This window comes from Allobosea sp. WAO (assembly GCF_001509835.1).
GTDB lineage: Bacteria > Pseudomonadota > Alphaproteobacteria > Rhizobiales > Beijerinckiaceae > Allobosea.
In genome coordinates this window covers 481,467-497,091 of sequence record NZ_JXTJ01000007.1, presented here as the reverse complement: position 1 = coordinate 497,091, position 15,625 = coordinate 481,467, and the positions used below count along the sequence as shown (strand labels likewise).

At 67.1% G+C, this 15,625-nt stretch carries 16 protein-coding genes; 12 read left to right on the top strand and 4 right to left on the bottom strand.

Going from position 1 to position 15,625, the window contains the following annotated elements:
- The first annotated feature begins 209 nt into the window (after positions 1–209).
- From acnA to DK26_RS14705, 11 genes are all read left to right on the top strand, one after another.
- A complete protein-coding gene (gene acnA, locus DK26_RS14755; RefSeq protein WP_066473702.1) occupies positions 210–2,909 on the top strand; it encodes an aconitate hydratase AcnA in 2,700 nt (899 codons plus the stop codon).
- Positions 2,910–3,166: 257 nt separating this feature from the next.
- The gene (locus DK26_RS14750; RefSeq protein ID WP_066473700.1) at positions 3,167–3,448 is read left to right on the top strand and encodes an acyl carrier protein; all 282 of its coding nucleotides are present in this window, start codon (positions 3,167–3,169) and stop codon (positions 3,446–3,448) included.
- 279 nt (positions 3,449–3,727) lie between these two features.
- The gene (locus DK26_RS14745; protein ID WP_066473698.1) at positions 3,728–4,189 is read left to right on the top strand and encodes a 3-hydroxyacyl-ACP dehydratase FabZ family protein; all 462 of its coding nucleotides are present in this window, start codon (positions 3,728–3,730) and stop codon (positions 4,187–4,189) included.
- Positions 4,190–4,191: 2 nt separating this feature from the next.
- Positions 4,192–5,322 carry a beta-ketoacyl-ACP synthase gene (locus DK26_RS14740; protein ID WP_066473696.1) on the top strand — a complete coding sequence of 377 codons (1,131 nt, stop codon included), beginning with the start codon at positions 4,192–4,194 and terminating at the stop codon, positions 5,320–5,322.
- A 12-nt stretch (positions 5,323–5,334) separates the two neighbouring features.
- Entirely contained in the window at positions 5,335–6,618 is a 1,284-nt protein-coding gene (locus tag DK26_RS14735) for a beta-ketoacyl-ACP synthase (RefSeq protein ID WP_066473687.1), read from the top strand.
- The gene (locus DK26_RS14730; protein ID WP_066473679.1) at positions 6,615–7,361 is read left to right on the top strand and encodes an SDR family oxidoreductase; all 747 of its coding nucleotides are present in this window, start codon (positions 6,615–6,617) and stop codon (positions 7,359–7,361) included. Before DK26_RS14735 ends, DK26_RS14730 begins: the two co-directional genes overlap by 4 nt.
- Positions 7,362–7,459: 98 nt before the next feature.
- Positions 7,460–7,708: a CopG family ribbon-helix-helix protein gene (locus tag DK26_RS14725; protein ID WP_066473678.1), complete on the top strand. Its 249-nt coding sequence runs from the start codon at positions 7,460–7,462 to the stop codon at positions 7,706–7,708.
- Positions 7,705–7,989, top strand: coding sequence for a type II toxin-antitoxin system mRNA interferase toxin, RelE/StbE family (locus DK26_RS14720; RefSeq protein ID WP_066473676.1), 285 nt, complete (start codon positions 7,705–7,707; stop codon positions 7,987–7,989). The genes DK26_RS14725 and DK26_RS14720 overlap by 4 nt, the downstream gene beginning before the upstream one ends.
- 13 nt (positions 7,990–8,002) lie before the next feature.
- Entirely contained in the window at positions 8,003–9,025 is a 1,023-nt protein-coding gene (locus DK26_RS14715; protein WP_066473674.1) for a zinc-binding dehydrogenase, read from the top strand.
- A 211-nt stretch (positions 9,026–9,236) separates the two neighbouring features.
- On the top strand, positions 9,237–10,217 hold the full coding sequence (locus tag DK26_RS14710; RefSeq protein ID WP_282568038.1) for a lipid A biosynthesis lauroyl acyltransferase: 981 nt from the start codon (positions 9,237–9,239) through the stop codon (positions 10,215–10,217).
- Positions 10,218–10,285: 68 nt separating this feature from the next.
- Positions 10,286–11,038, top strand: coding sequence for a DUF1223 domain-containing protein (locus DK26_RS14705; RefSeq protein ID WP_066473671.1), 753 nt, complete (start codon positions 10,286–10,288; stop codon positions 11,036–11,038).
- 10 nt (positions 11,039–11,048) lie between these two features.
- On the opposite strand, the gene DK26_RS14700 is transcribed toward DK26_RS14705, so the two are convergent.
- From DK26_RS14700 to DK26_RS14690, 3 genes are all read right to left on the bottom strand, one after another.
- Complete coding sequence (locus DK26_RS14700) at positions 11,049–11,657, bottom strand: TPM domain-containing protein (protein WP_066473666.1); 609 nt, start codon at positions 11,655–11,657, stop codon at positions 11,049–11,051.
- A 1-nt stretch (position 11,658) separates the two neighbouring features.
- On the bottom strand, positions 11,659–12,459 hold the full coding sequence (locus DK26_RS14695) for a TPM domain-containing protein (RefSeq protein ID WP_248309982.1): 801 nt from the start codon (positions 12,457–12,459) through the stop codon (positions 11,659–11,661).
- Positions 12,460–12,667: 208 nt separating this feature from the next.
- Positions 12,668–13,279: a LemA family protein gene (locus DK26_RS14690; protein WP_066473662.1), complete on the bottom strand. Its 612-nt coding sequence runs from the start codon at positions 13,277–13,279 to the stop codon at positions 12,668–12,670.
- A 141-nt stretch (positions 13,280–13,420) separates the two neighbouring features.
- Here DK26_RS14690 and ggt point away from each other — a divergent pair, with 141 nt between their 5' ends.
- On the top strand, positions 13,421–15,184 hold the full coding sequence (ggt, locus tag DK26_RS14685) for a gamma-glutamyltransferase (protein ID WP_066473659.1): 1,764 nt from the start codon (positions 13,421–13,423) through the stop codon (positions 15,182–15,184).
- A gap of 25 nt (positions 15,185–15,209) precedes the next feature.
- On the opposite strand, the gene DK26_RS29685 is transcribed toward ggt, so the two are convergent.
- Positions 15,210–15,557: an RcnB family protein gene (locus DK26_RS29685; protein ID WP_066473657.1), complete on the bottom strand. Its 348-nt coding sequence runs from the start codon at positions 15,555–15,557 to the stop codon at positions 15,210–15,212.
- Positions 15,558–15,625: the final 68 nt, after the last annotated feature.

Genomic DNA, 15,625 nt, shown 5'->3' with positions numbered 1-15,625 from the left:
GCCGGCCCTCGCGGAGCGCGCATCGACCCTGTAGCGGCCTTCTTGGAATTGATCTATAGAACCCGTGGCTACGCCGCACGCCGATCCGGCGCGGGGCTCGGGCACTCCCGGGGCGGCGCGCGCGTCATGCGCAATAGGCCTTCGACCGGCTGATTCCGCAAGGGTCTCCGGCTCGCGACCGCAACCCCTTGATCAGGATGTAAGCCGATATGGCCTCGCTCGATTCTTTCAAATGTCGCCGCACCCTGTCCGCAGGCGGCAAGACCTACACCTATTATTCTTTGCCCGACGCCGAGGCGAACGGCCTGCCCGGCATCTCGCGCCTGCCCTTCTCGATGAAGGTGCTGCTCGAGAACCTGCTGCGCTTCGAGGACGGCCGCTCCGTCACCAAGGCCGATATCGAGGCGTTCGTCGCCTGGGCCGATGACAAGGGCAAGGCCGGCAAGGAGATCGGCTTCCGCCCCGCGCGCGTGCTGATGCAGGACTTCACCGGCGTTCCCGCCGTGGTCGATCTCGCCGCGATGCGCGACGGCGTCGTGGCGCTCGGCGGCGACCCCGCCAAGATCAACCCGCTCGTCCCGGTCGACCTCGTCATCGACCATTCGGTGATCGTCGACGAGTTCGGCACCCCCAAGGCCCTCGCGCAGAACGTCGAGCTCGAATACGAGCGCAATGAGGAGCGCTACAAGTTCCTGAAATGGGGCCAGGGCGCCTTCGACAATTTCCGCGTCGTCCCCCCCGGCACCGGCATCTGCCACCAGGTTAACCTCGAATACCTTGCCCAGACCGTTTGGACCCGGACCGAGACGGTCGACGGCGTTGAGGTCGAGGTCGCCTATCCCGACACCGTTGTCGGCACCGATTCGCACACCACCATGGTCAACGGCCTCGCCGTTCTCGGCTGGGGCGTCGGCGGCATCGAGGCGGAAGCCGCCATGCTCGGCCAGCCGCAGTCCATGCTGCTGCCCGAGGTCATCGGCTTCAAGCTGACCGGCTCGCTGCGCGAAGGCATCACCGCGACCGACCTCGTGCTCACCGTCACCCAGATGCTGCGCAAGAAGGGCGTCGTGGGCAAGTTCGTCGAGTTCTTCGGCCCCGGCCTCTACAATCTGACGCTGGCCGACCGCGCCACCATCGCCAATATGGGCCCGGAATACGGCGCGACCTGCGGCTTCTTCCCGGTCGACTCCGAGACGCTCGACTATCTCACCACGACCGGCCGCAAGTCGGACCGGATCGCCCTGGTCGAGGCCTACAGCAAGGCGCAGGGCCTGTTCGCGACCCCCGAGACGGCCGACCCGATCTTCACCGACACGCTCGAGCTCGATCTCTCGACGGTGCAGCCTTCGATGGCCGGCCCGAAGCGTCCCGAGGGCCGCGTCGACCTCTCCGCCGTCAAGGCCGGCTTCGCCGCCGCGATGGAGACCGAGTACAAGAAGGCCGCCGAGATCGCCCGCCGCGTCCCGGTCGAAGGCAAGTCCTTCGATCTCGGCCATGGCGACGTCGTCATCGCCGCCATCACCTCCTGCACCAACACCTCGAACCCGTCGGTGCTGATGGCTGCTGGCCTTCTCGCCCGCAAGGCGGTCGAGAAGGGCCTTTCGGTGAAGCCCTGGGTCAAGACCTCGCTGGCGCCCGGCTCGCAGGTCGTCGCCGAGTACCTGGCGAAGTCCGGCCTGCAGACCGATCTCGACCAGCTCGGCTTCAACCTCGTCGGCTTTGGCTGCACCACCTGCATCGGCAATTCCGGCCCGCTGCCGGCGCCGATCTCCAAGGCGATCAACGAGCAGGGCCTGATCGCCGGCGCGGTGATCTCCGGCAACCGCAACTTCGAGGGCCGCGTCTCGCCGGACGTGCAGGCGAACTATCTCGCCTCGCCGCCGCTGGTCGTCGCCTATGCGCTCGCCGGTTCGGTGCAGACGGACCTGACCAAGGAGCCGCTCGGCACCGGCAAGGACGGTCAGCCGGTCTATCTCAAGGACATCTGGCCCTCCAACAAGGAGATCCAGAGCTTCATCCAGCAGAACGTCACCCGCGAAATCTTCGAGGCCAAATATGCCGACGTCTTCAAGGGCGACGCGCATTGGCAGGCCGTGGATGCGCCGAAGAGCCAGACCTATGCTTGGGACGACAAGTCGACCTATGTGCAGAACCCGCCCTATTTCCAGGGCATGAACCGCCAGCCGGCCGCCGTCACCGACATCCAGGGTGCCCGCATCCTCGGCCTGTTCGGCGACAAGATCACCACCGACCACATCTCGCCGGCCGGTTCGATCAAGGCCGCCTCGCCCGCGGGCAAGTACCTGATGGACAATGGCGTCGCCGTCGCCGACTTCAACCAGTACGGCACGCGGCGCGGCAACCATGAGGTGATGATGCGCGGCACCTTCGCCAATATCCGCATCCGCAACCACATGATGGGGCCGAACGGCCGCGAAGGCGGCTACACCATCCACTATCCCAGCAAGGAAGAGCTGCCGATCTACGACGCGGCGATGCGCTATGCGGCCGAGAAGGTGCCGCTGGTGATCTTCGCCGGCGTCGAATACGGCAACGGCTCGTCGCGTGACTGGGCGGCCAAGGGCACTAATCTGCTCGGCGTCAAGGCCGTGATCGCCCAGAGCTTCGAGCGCATCCATCGCTCGAATCTGGTCGGCATGGGCGTGGTGCCGTTCACCCTGGCCGAGGGCACGAGCTGGGCCTCGCTCGATCTCAAGGGCGACGAGACCGTGACCATCAAGGGTCTGGCGACCGTCAAGCCGCGCCAGATGCTCGAAGCCGAGATCACCTCGGCCGATGGTAAGGTCAAGAAGGTGCCGATCCTCTGCCGCATCGATACGCTGGACGAGCTCGACTACTTCAAGAACGCCGGCATTCTGCACTACGTGCTGCGCGGCATAGCCGCCTGAGCCGAAACGCCGGAGCCGCAAGGTCTCGGCGAAGACTTCTCGGCAAAGACTTGGCGGCGTCTTGTCCGTCCCTCGGAACGCCCGGTTTGCAAACCGGGCGTTCTGTTCTTGCAGCGCCTCAAGGTTGTCCAATTCTGCACCGAGGTGTAAGGGGGCGATCACAGCCATTCCTCGGCGGGGGGCTTGGGGCAGGCGCGGGACCTTTCCGCGCCCGGATGCCATCCGCCTTCATCATTGAAAACGACGGGAGCACCCGCATGTCCGCCACGTTCGAGACGGTCGCCGGCATCATTTCCGAGACCTGCGACATTCCGCGCGAGAAGATCACGCCCCAGAGCCACGCCATCGACGATCTCGGCATCGATTCGCTCGCCTTCCTCGACATCGCCTTCGCGATCGACAAGGCTTTCGGCATCAAGCTGCCGCTCGAGCAGTGGACCCAAGAGGTCAACGAGGGCAAGGCGCCGGCCGAGCAGTATTTCGTGCTCGAGAACCTCTGCAAGCGCATCGACGACCTCGTCGCCGCCAAGGCGGCCTGAGCGCCACCACCTGGACAAATCGGTCCGATAGTCACCCTGCCGGAGCGGCCGATCCGCCCGGCGGCCTTGAGCGCGGCCGGCGCAACCGATAGAGCAGGACGCTGAAGCGCTGCGGCGAGGGGCTGGCCTCCGCGTCACGGCGCCTGGAGCGGAATGCGAAAAGGCGGCAACCGGTTTTTCGCATGCCGCTCCAGCTCTATTCATGAGAGACGGTTTCGGTCTCGGGCGAACGCCACGCGTTTCGTCCGACGGCGTCCGGCTCTAACCGGTTGGAAATGCATGCGCCTCGAATATTTCGACATGATCGATCAGGTCGCGAGCTTCGTTCCGGCGGAGAAGCGCATCGTCACCCGCTCGACCGTCCCTGCCGCGAGCCCGGTCTTCGAAGGCCATTTTCCCGGCCACCCGCTGGTTCCCGGCGTGCTGCTGACCGAGACCATGGCCCAGGCCTCCGGCTACCTGCTGCTGGCGCTCAACCGGCTCTCGCAAATGCCCTTCCTGATGATGGTCGACAAGGCGCGCTTCCGCACCTTCGTCGAGCCGCAGGCGGTGCTCGACGTCAGCGCCGAGCTCGTCCATGAGGGCTCCGGATACGCTGCGACCAAGGCGAAGATCACGATCGACGGCAAGCCGATCTGCGATGCCGAACTGCGCTTCCGCCTGATGCCCTTCCCCGCCGACATGCGTGCCTTGATGGAGGCGCGCATCGCCGCCATCGGCCTTAACCCGGAAGCGGCCTGACCATGGCACATGACGTCCTCATCACCGGCATCGGCCTCGCCTCCAGCCTCGGCGAAGGCATCGAGCCGCATGCCCAGGCGCTCGCCGCCGGCACGGCCCCGATCGTCGACGAGACCAGCTTCGCACCCTATCCGCTGCACCCGCTGAAGCCGCTCGAGCTCGACCGGCAGATCCCGAAGAAATCCGACCAGCGCCAGATGGAGCCGTGGCAGCGCCTCGGTGTCTATACGGCGGGCCTCGCCCTCGATTCCGCCGGGCTGAAGGACGATGCGCAGATCAAGAGCGAGCTGCAGGTCATCGTCGCCGCCGGCGGCGGTGAGCGCGACCATGCCGTCGATGCCGCCATCCTCACCGGGCTGCGCGGCGCCAATCAGCCCGGCCCGTTCCTGAACGAGCGCCTGATGGGCGACCTCAGGCCGACCCTGTTCCTGGCCCAGCTCTCCAATCTGCTCGCCGGCAACATCGCCATCGTCCACGGCGTCACCGGCGCCTCGCGCACCTTCATGGGCGAGGAGCAGGCCGGCGTCGACGCGATCCGCACCGCCCATGCCCGCATCGCCTCCGGCCAGGCGCAGGTGATGCTCGTCGGCGGCGCCTACAACGCCGAGCGCCGTGACATGCTGCTGCTCTTCGAGCTCGGCGGCTTCCTGCGCACCGGCGCCTTCGCCCCGGTCTTCGCCCGCGAGGATGCGCCCGGCATGATCACAGGCAGCGCCGCTGCCTTCCTGGTGCTGGAATCGGCCGAGCATGCCAAGGCGCGCGGCGCCCGTGCCCATGCCCGTCTGAGCCAGGTCGGGGCACATCGTAGCCGGCGCCAGCCCGGCTCGGTCGCCAAGGGGCTCGACGAGCTGCTCGCGGGCTTCGGATCGATCGCCCCCGGCGCACTCGCGGTTTCCGCCGCGACCGGCTGCGCCGAGATCACCGCCGAGGAGGCCGCTGCCATCGCCGCCGCCGCGCCGAAGGCGAGGCGCGTCGCCACCGGCGATCTCGTCGGCCACGCGGTAGAGGCCGCCTTCCCGGTCTCGGTCGCGCTCGCCGCCGCCGCGCTCTCCACCGGCGCTGCGGATGAGGCAATCGTCACCGGCGCCGCCCATTGGCGCGGCGAGGGCGCTGCCCGGCTGGTCAAGGTCTGAGGGAGGTTCGACATGACCGCTAGCCATCGCGACAGCCAGGGCCGTCCCATCGTCGCCGTCACCGGCCTCGGCCTCGTCACCTCGCTCGGCCAGGGCAAGGACGCCAACTGGGAAGCGCTGACCGCCGGCCGCTCCGGCATTCACCGCATCGAGCGCTTCCCGACCGAAGGCCTGCGTACCACCATCGCGGCGACCGTCGATTTCGTCTTCGACCGGCCTTTCGCCGCCCCAGAGCTCTCCGAGAAGCTGGCGACCCTCGCCGCCGAGGAAGCCGTCGGCCAGAGCGGCCTCGGCGAGCCCGGCGACTTCCCGGGCGAGCTCTTCATGGCGGTACCGCCGGTCGAGATGGAATGGCCGCAGAAGCAGGAGATCGCGCAGGCGATCGAGGGCGACGCCGATTACGACGCGTTGCTGCGCGCCGCCGCGACCCATAAATACAAGGCGATGCACGAGCTCTTCCTGTTCGGCGGCGTCGCCGAGCACATCGCCGAGAAGTTCGGCACCAAGGGCTCGCCGATCTCGCTCTCGACTGCCTGCTCCTCCGGCGCGACCGCGATCCAGATGGGCGTCGAGGCGATCAGAAGAGGCGAGACGCAGGCAGCCTTGTGCATAGGCACCGACGGTTCGGTCCATGCCGAGGCGCTGATCCGCTTCTCGCTGCTCTCGGCCCTCTCGACCCAGAACGACCCGCCGGAGGCCGCCGCCAAGCCGTTCTCGAAGAACCGCGACGGCTTCGTCATGGGCGAGGGCTCGGGCGCGCTGGTGCTCGAGGATTACGACCACGCTCTGGCCCGCGGCGCGACCATTCTCGGCATCATCGCCGGTTGTGGCGAGCGCGGCGACGGTTTTCACCGCACCCGCTCGAGCCCTGACGGCAAGCCCGCGATCCTCGCCATGCAGGACGCGCTCGCCGATGCCGGGCTGACGCCGGAGGATGTCGACTACATCAACGCGCACGGCACCTCGACGCCGGAGAACGACAAGATGGAGGCGATGAGCTGCTCGGCCGTGTTCGGCGAGCGCATGGCCAGCCTGCCGATCTCGTCGAACAAGTCGATGCTCGGTCATACCCTGACCGCGGCCGGCGCTGTCGAGGCGGTGATCTCGCTCCTGACCATCGCCAATGGCCGCATCCCGCCGACGATCAACTACCAACAGCCGGACGCCGCGATCGCGCTCGACGTCGTGCCCAACCAGGCCCGCGACGCCAAGGTCCGCACCGTGCTGTCGAACTCCTTCGGCTTCGGCGGCCAGAACACCTGCCTCGTCCTGACCGCGGAGCCGAAAGTACCATGACGCGGATCCTGGTCACCGGCGGCGCGAAGGGTGTCGGCGCCGCGATCGTGCGTGCGCTGGCGGGCGCCGGCCACGACGTCGATTTCACCTATCGCTCCTCGGGCGAACAGGCGCAGGCGCTCGCCGCCGAGATTGCGCAGGCACAGTCCGGCCGCGCGATCCGTGCCCTGCCTCTCGATCTCTCGGATAAGCCGGCGCTGGATACCTTCTGCGAGACCGCAGAGGACGAAGGCTATTTCGGCTTCGTCCACAATGCCGGCCAGCCCTATGATTCCCTCGCCGCGATGATGGTGCAGGACAAGGCCGAGGCGGCGATGCAGGTCAATTTCTGGGCCTTCACCCGCCTCGCCAAGAGCTTGGTGCGTGGCATGGTCCGGGCCCGGGCCGGGCGCATCGTCGCGATCGGCTCGGTCGCGGCGCTGCGCGGCAACCCGGGCAATGCCGCCTATGCCGCCTCCAAGGGCGCGCTGATCTCCTATGCCAACACGCTGGCGGTCGAGACCGGCAAGCGCGGCGTCACCGTCAACGTGATCGCTCCGGGCTTCGTCGATACCGACATGATGGCGCCCTACGCCGCCTATCGCGAGAAGATGGAAAGCCAGATCCCGGCCGGCCGTTTCGCCAGGCCGGAGGAGGTCGCCGGCCTCGCCGCTTTCCTGATGAGCCCGCCAGCGGCCTACATCACGGGCACGGTCCTGCCGATCGATGGCGGGCTGACGGCGCAGATGGGCGTCCATCGCTGAGTCCTGCACGAACGCTTCACGTGAAACATGGTAAACGCGCAGCGCTTGGCGCTGCGCCGCGAACTGCCTATGTTCATCCCGAACCGGAGTGAACCATCATGACGGCAGCTTTCACCATCCGCCTCGACGACGAAACCCTCGCCAAGCTCGACGCGCTGGCGGCAGACACCGATCGCTCCCGCAACTGGCTCGCCGCCAAGGCGATCGAGAACTACGTCGAGCTCAATGCCTGGCAGATCGATCAGATCAAAGCCGGGCTGGCGGAAGCTGATCGCGGCGAATTCGTCAGCGAGGCAGATCTTGATGCGATCGAGGCCGAAATTCAGGCCAAGATCGATCTTCCATGAAGATCGCCTGGACACCGCGCGCTCAGCACAATCTGCGTGACGCGGCAGGCTATCTGACGCAGTTCAATCCACATGCGGCGCTCGCTATGGTCCGAACCATCCGCGCGGCACCGCAACAGCTCTTGAACCACCCGGCAAGCGGCCGGCCCGGTCGCATCGACGGCACGCGGGAACTCGTGATCACCGGAACGCCCTATATCCTGCCTTACCGCGTGCGCCACGACGCCATCGAAATCCTCGCCGTCATCCACACCTCCCGGCAATGGCCGGACCAGTTCTGAAAGACGAAGCCCCATGCTCTCCCTCCAGCTCCATGGCGATCGCGACCTCCGTCTCGAACAGATCGATCCGCCGCCGCCGCCCGCTCCGGGCGAGGTGCAGATCCGGGTTCGCGCCGTCGGCCTGAACTATCTCGATCTCTGGGGTTTCCGCGGCATGGCCTTCGCCAAACGCAAGATGCCGCAGGCGGCCGGTGTCGAGGCAGCCGGCGAGGTCGTCGCGATCGGCGAGGGCGTCTCGCGCTTCCGCGAGGGCGACACGGTGACGATGTACGGCGCCGAGACCTGCGGCCATTGCAAGGCCTGCCGCGAGGGCCGCGACAATCTCTGCGAGAACGTTGCCGGGATCATGGGCTTCCATATCGACGGCTTCGCCCGCGAGATCATCAACCGGCCCGAGCGCCTCGTGATCAAGGCGCCGAAGGGCGTCAGTTTCGAGGAGGCGGCCTGTGCGCCGATCGGCTTCGGCACCGTGCAGCACATGCTGTTCGACAATGCGAAGCTCGAGCCCGGCGAATCCATCCTCGTTCATGCCGGCGGCTCCGGCATCGGCACCGCGGCGATCATGATGGCCAAGGCTATCGGCTGCACCGTCTACACCACGGTCGGCGACGACGAGAAAGGCGCCAAAGCCAAGGCGCTCGGCGCCGACTTCGTCGTCAACTACAAGACCGAGCGCTTCGAGGGCGAGGTGCGCCAGCTCACCAAGCGCAAGGGCGTCGATGTCGTCTTCGAGCATGTCGGGGCCGACACCTGGAACGGCTCGCTGCTCTGCCTGAAGCGCGGCGGCCGGCTCGTCACCTGCGGCGCCACCTCCGGCCCCTCGACGACGATGAACCTGATGCAGCTCTTCCAGCAGCAGTACCGGATCTTCGGCTCCTTTGGCTGCCGGATCGAGAACATCAGCCAGTCGCTCGACAAGATGGCGGCCGGCATGAAGCCGGTGATCGACTCGGTCTTCCCGCTCGCCGAATTCGAGAAGGGCCTCGCCCGGATCGAGGGCCGCAAGGTCTTCGGCAAGGTCATCGTCACGCTCTGAGACCCGGCCCATGCGCCGCGAGACTTGACGCGCCGGCCATGATCCCGCAAGTCGCGCCCCGGTACCCTTCCAAAGCCGCCGGCAGCGGTTTTCGCGGCGGTGGGGCGCCGGAACTGGAAATCGATCACGTTTCCGTATTCGCGCCTCCCTGCGGAATGCGACGTGATCCGGCGACGGGTCCGACCCGCGCCTGATGGGTCGGGCTCGTAGATTGAAGCGATTGAAGCAGTTCGCGACGCGCCTCGGCGCAGGCTTGATGATCGGGCTGGTGCGGGCGTTCTTCGCCTTCCTGCGCGCACTCGGGCCGGAACGCGCCTCAAATCTCGGCGGCTGGCTCCTGCGCAGCGCGAGCCCGCTGATCCCTGTCAACCGCGTCGCCTATGCCAATGTCCGCGCCGCCTTTCCGGGTATCGCGGATGCAGAGGCCAGGCGTCTCGTCCGCGGGGGCTGGGAAAATCTCGGCCGCACCGTAGCCGAATACGCCCATCTCAAGACGCTGTTCGACTATGACTACCACAACCCCGACCCGAACGGCCGCGTCGAGGTCGTCGGCATCGAGCACTTCGTCGCGTTGAAGGATGACGACAAGCCGGGGCTGATCTTCTCCTCCCATCTCGGCAATTGGGAGTTGCCGGCGATCTGCGCCGCGACCTACGACCTCGACACCACCGCGGTCTTCCGCGCTCCCAACGATCCGGCGATCGCGGCCGTGGTCCACGAAATCCGCTCAGGCGCCATGGGCGGGCTCGCCGCCGCCAAGCAAGGCGCGGCGTTCGCCATGCAGGGCGTACTCGAGAAGGGCGGCCATCTCGGCATGCTGATCGACCAGCATTTCACCCGCGGCGTCGTGGTTCCCTTCCTCGGGCGGCCGGCGCTGACCAACCCGATCCTCGGCAAGTTTGCCCGCCGCTTCGAGTGCCCGGTGCATGGCGTGCGCGTCATCCGGCTACCGAACCATCGCTTCCGCATCGAGTTGACGCCGCCGCTCGACCTGCCGCGCGACGCCAGTGGCGAAATCGACGTCACCGGCGCGATGGCGATGATGACCGCCGTCGTCGACGGCTGGGTCCGCGAACATCCCGAGCAATGGCTCTGGATGCATCGGCGCTGGCGGCCGAACATGATCAGCGCCGAGGCGCTGCGACAATTTGGGGAAAGGGCGCCGCTGGCCCCCGTTTTCAAGGCAAAGTGATTTCCAAGTGAGCAGGTACTGGCGCTTTTGGTAACGGACTGCTTGTATCTGGCACCGAGCTGAAACCGATGTCCGTCCGCAACCGCCTCTTCGCCACGCTCGCCGCCCTCCTCTTCGGCGGCCCGTTGGCGTTTGCGCAACAGGCGCCGGTGCAACCTAAAGCGGTGGTCGAACTCTTCACCAGCCAGGGCTGCTCCTCCTGCCCGGCCGCCGATGCGCTCTTCGTCGAGCTCGCCAAGGACCCCGGATTGATCACCCTGTCCTTCCCGGTGACCTATTGGGACTATCTCGGCTGGAAGGACACGCTCGGCCAGCAGGCTTTCACCAAGCGCCAGAAGCTCTATGCCAAGTCCCGCGGCGACGGCCAGGTCTATACGCCGCAGGCGGTGATCAACGGCACCAGCCACATAGTCGGCTCCGACCGGAAGGGCATCGAGAAGCTCGTCCAGGAACAGGGCGTGGCCGGCTTTCCGGTCAAAGTCTCGCTCAAGGAAGCCGACGGCGAGCTGAAAATCGCGCTCAGCCCGACCGAGGCCAGCACGAGCGAGCAGCCGGCCGGGGTCTGGGTCATCGCCTTCAGCCGGGCGACGGCCGTCCCGATCGAGCGCGGCGAGAACACCGGCAAGACCGTCACCTATGCCAATGTCGTGCGTGGCGTGACCCGGGTCGGCGACTGGTCGGGTTCGGCCGTCACCCTGAGCGCGCCACTCTCGGTGACCCAGCAGCCCAATGCCGACGCCTATGTCGTGCTGGTGCAGACCGACCAGCACCGGCGTGGCGGCCCGATTCTCGCCGGCACGATCCTGGGCGCGGCGCGCTGAGCCGACGGCCTTAGAGAATCACCACCTTGTTCGGGAGTTCGTCGACATCGTTGGCCGCTGGCGGCGCGTGGGCGGCCAGGACCTGACCGACCGCGGCGACGGCCGCCTCGAGCCCCTCGCGGAGCCGGCTCTCGCGCGCTGCGGCGAGCAGCGGCTCGATGATCCCCTTCCAGGTGGCCTCGTCGACCTTGCCGTCGATGCCGGCATCGGCGACGATCTCGGCATAGCGCTCCTGAACGGCGACATAGAGCAGCACGCCGGTCCGGCCACGCGTCAGCGTCAACCCGCGCGCCGTGAATTCACGCAGCGCCGCTTCATGCGCATAGCGCCGCTTGACGAAGCCGGGCACGAAGCGCCCGCCGCGACCATACCAGAGCAGGACGGCCAGCAGCAGCGCTGCCGCGATCAGCTGCAGCAGGAAAATCCGCGGCGCGCTCGTCATCGTCAGGGCCAGCAAGGGCCAGGGCACGAACACGGCGACGGCCAGCGCCAGAACCACCGGCACCGCGAGATAGCTGCCGGCGGCGCGGTCGACCACCACCACGATCTCGCCGGAGGTGCCCCGCTCGGCTTCGCGCACCGCCTCGGCGATGGCATCGCGATCGTCGGAATTCAGCATCTCACCAATCCCCTGAAGCCCCACCGCCACCTGACGAGCCGCCTCCTCCCGAGAAACCACCCGAGCTTGAGCCGCCTCCCCACCCCGAACTCCAGCCGCCGGAGGAGGAGCCACCGCTCCAGCCCGAGCCACCAGAGGGCGGCAGCACAATCCAGCGCCCGTCGCGCGTCCGGTGCCGGCGCGCCCCGCCGCTCGCCCGGCCGAGCTCGCGCATGAAGCTGACGATCAGGATGAACACCGTGATCATGACGAAGATCACGGCGAGATTCTCGGCCCAGGAGGTTTCGTCCTCCCTGACCTGCGCCCGGCGCTGCCATTCCTCGGCATCGCCAGTCAGGATCGACAGGATGGCGTCGACCCCGCCCTCGATTCCGCCGGCGAAATCGCCGTTCTTGAACTTCGGCGCCACCGCGGTGGTGATGATGACCTTGGAGAGCGCGTCGGTCAGCGCCCCTTCGAGCCCATAGCCCACCTCGATGCGGACCTTGCGCTCGTTCGGCGCGACCAGCAGCAGCGCGCCATTGTTCTTGGCCTTATCGCCGAGCCCCCACGCCCGGAACAACCCGTTGGCATAGTCCTCGATCGTCAGGCCCTGCAGCGAGGGCACGGTCGCGACGACGAGCTGGTCGGTGGTCTTCTCCTCATGCGCCCTTAGCTTCCCGGCGATGCGGGCGCTGGCCTCGCCGTCGAGCAGCTTGGCGCCGTCGACGATACGTCCGCTCAGGGCGGGGTAACTCGGCTCGGCTGCGGCGGCGAGGAACGGGAAGAAGAGGAAGAGCAGCAGGGAAAGCCATGCCGCAATGACAGGGCGAGCCAGCTTCTTTCCTTCTCCCGGGTGAGAGAAGGCGGTGCGAAGCGCCGGATAAGGGCCTGTCGTTTCCGCAGAAGGAACAACCACGCCGCTGCTCCTCTTCCGGAAAGGGCGGACGCTCACCCCTGCCCCTCTCCCACTCGGGAGAGGGGTTCCCCGCGCTTGCCCACGATCGGCAGAGTCCATTGAAGGACTTAAGTCAGAACTTCACCGCCGGCGGCCGCTCCGCCCCGGTCGTCGCCGCAAAACTCTCCATCGGCTTGGCGCCCCAGAACAACCGCGCCCAGATCACGCCCGGAAAGGTCCTGATCTCCGTGTTGAAGGCCTGCACCGCCTGGATGTAGTCGCGGCGGGCGACCGTCACCCGGTTTTCGGTGCCTTCCAGCTGCGATTGCAAAGCAAGGAAGTTCTGGTTCGACTTGAGATCGGGATAGCGCTCCACCGTGACCATCAGGCGTCCGAGCGCGCCGGAAAGCTGATTCTGCGCGTCCTGGTATTCCTTGAACTTGGCGGGGTCGGTGATGGTCGAGGCATCGACCTTGACCTGCGTCGCCTTGGCACGGGCCTCGATCACCTGCGTCAGCACCTCGCGCTCCTGCTGGGCATAACCCTTCACCGTCTCGACCAGATTGGGGATCAGGTCGGCCCGGCGCTGATACTGGTTCTGCACCTCGCCCCAGGCCGCCTTCGCCTTCTCCTCCAGCGTCGGCACGTTGTTGTAGCCGCAGCCGGCGAGAGCGAGGCCGAGCATCCCGACCAGCAGCAGGGCGAAGGAGCGGCGCAAGGCCGGCGAGGGTGCGAGGAGAACCATGGGACGAAACCTTGGCTGGAGCGGAAGAATCCGACGGCAGAGCATAGCTGCGCCGCGAGGCAGATCAAAGACACGCCGAGCATGGCGCGACGGGAGCGATTGGGACTAGTCTTAGCCGGCGCAAGGCGAGAGGAATGCACCATGCCGCGTACGCTGTCCCTCCTGGCCGGATTTTCGCTGCCCGCGGCCGGACTCTGGCTCGCACTCGGCGCGCCCGCCGCCGCACAACAGAGCCTCGCCCCGCCGCCGGAGGCCGCGACCGGCCGCACCGCCCGGACGATGGGCACCGCTCAGCGCTTCATGGCAGCTGCCGCCAACCCGCTCGCCGCTTCCGCCGGACGCGACATCCTGCGGGCCGGAGGCAGCGCCACAGACGCGGCGATCGCGATCCAGCTGGTGCTCAACCTCGTCGAGCCGCAGAGCTCCGGCATCGGCGGCGGCGCCTTCTTCGTACACTGGGACGAGACGGGAAAGCGCCTGACCACGCTGGACGGACGCGAGACCGCACCGAAGGCGGCAAGGCCGGATCGCTTTGTCGACCCTGACGGCAAGCCGATGAAGTTCGTCGACGCGGTGGTCGGCGGGCGCTCGGTCGGCGTCCCCGGCACCGTCAAGCTGCTCGAGGAGGCACATGAGCGCTGGGGCAAGCTGCCCTGGTCCGAGCTGTTCGCGCCGGCGATCAAGCTGGCAGAGGAGGGGTTTGCGATCTCGCCGCGCCTCGCGGGCCTGCTCGCGCTGGAGAGGACCCTGATCAAGGACCCGCGCGCCGCCGCCTATTTCTACGAAGCCGATGGCAGGCCGAAAGCGGTCGGAACCATCCTCAAGAATCCGGCCTTCGCCGCGACCCTGCGCGCCATCGCCGGGCGCGGTGCCGACGCCTTCTATGAGGGCGAGATCGCGCAGGACATCGTCGCGACCGTCACCGGCCACAAGGACAATCCCGGCGACATCACGCTCGAGGATCTCTCCGGCTACACGGTCGAGGAACGTGCGCCGGTCTGCGGCCGCTACCGCGTCTACATGCTCTGCGGCATGGGCCCGCCAAGTTCCGGCGCCATCGCGGTGCAGCAGATCCTCGGCATCGTCGAGACTGCGGACATGGCCCGCCTCGGCGCCGGTCCGGAAGCGGCGCACTGGTTCGCCGAGGCCGGCCGCCTCGCCTTCGCCGACCGGGCGCTCTATATCGCCGACCCCGCTTTCCTCAGCGTCCCCACCACCGGGCTGATCGACGAGGGCTATCTGCGCGGCCGTGCAGGGCTGATCAACCCCGACAAGTCGATGGGCAAGGCGACGGCCGGCGATCCCCCGAACAAGCGGGCCCAATTGCTCGCGCCGTCGGACGGAATCGAGAACGGCACCAGCCATATCTCGGTCGTCGACGCCGCCGGCAACGCCGTCTCGATGACCACGACGATCGAGGACGGGTTCGGCTCGCGCCTGATGACCAGGGGCGGCTTCCTGCTCAACAACGAGCTGACCGATTTCAGCTTCGCGCCGATCGAGGACGGCAAGCCGGTCGCCAACCGCGTCGAGCCCGGCAAGCGGCCGCGCTCCTCGATGGCGCCGACCATCGTTTTCGACGCTTTCGGCCGGCTCTATGCCGTCACCGGCTCGCCCGGCGGTAGCCAGATCATCGGCTATGTCGCCAAGACGCTGGTCGCCCTGCTCGACTGGAAAATGGACCCCCAAGCCGCCGTCGATCTCGGCAATTTCGGCAGCCGCAACGGCCCGACCGAGCTGGAGAAAGGCACCGAGGCGGAAGGCTGGAAAGCGGCGCTGGAGGCCAAGGGTCACGATGTCCGCCTGCTCGAGATGACCTCGGGCATCCAGGCCATCGTCAAGACGCCGGCCGGCTATCTCGGCGGTGCCGATGGCCGCCGCGAGGGCGTGGCGATCGGGGATTGAACCCCGACCGCCCTGTTACCCGACTTTACCGTGCGGCCGTGACCGCCGCGACCAGACCGGTCGCCATGCTCAGCAGCAGGTAGTTGTTGTCGATCTTGACCCAGGTCTGCCCGCGGCCCGGCGTGCGCAGGCCATGGCGGTGATAGTCCCGCACCTGGCCGTGCCGGCGCCAATCATTCATGCGCTGGCCCTTCGCCCAGCGATAGTGGCGGACCTCCTTCTGGCGGACATGGCCGCGACCGGGAACATGGATGACCTTCTTCTCGACATCGTAGGAATTGGAGCTAGGCCCATGGTAACGCGGCTGAGCAATGGCTGCAGAAGAAGCAATAACGATAAAGCTCGAAACAAGAATAATGGAACGTTTGAACATGGCTAAACTCCGTTGTTCGATAGATATAATTTAGCCATCAGGTATGAACCGAATCTGAATCGTTCCAT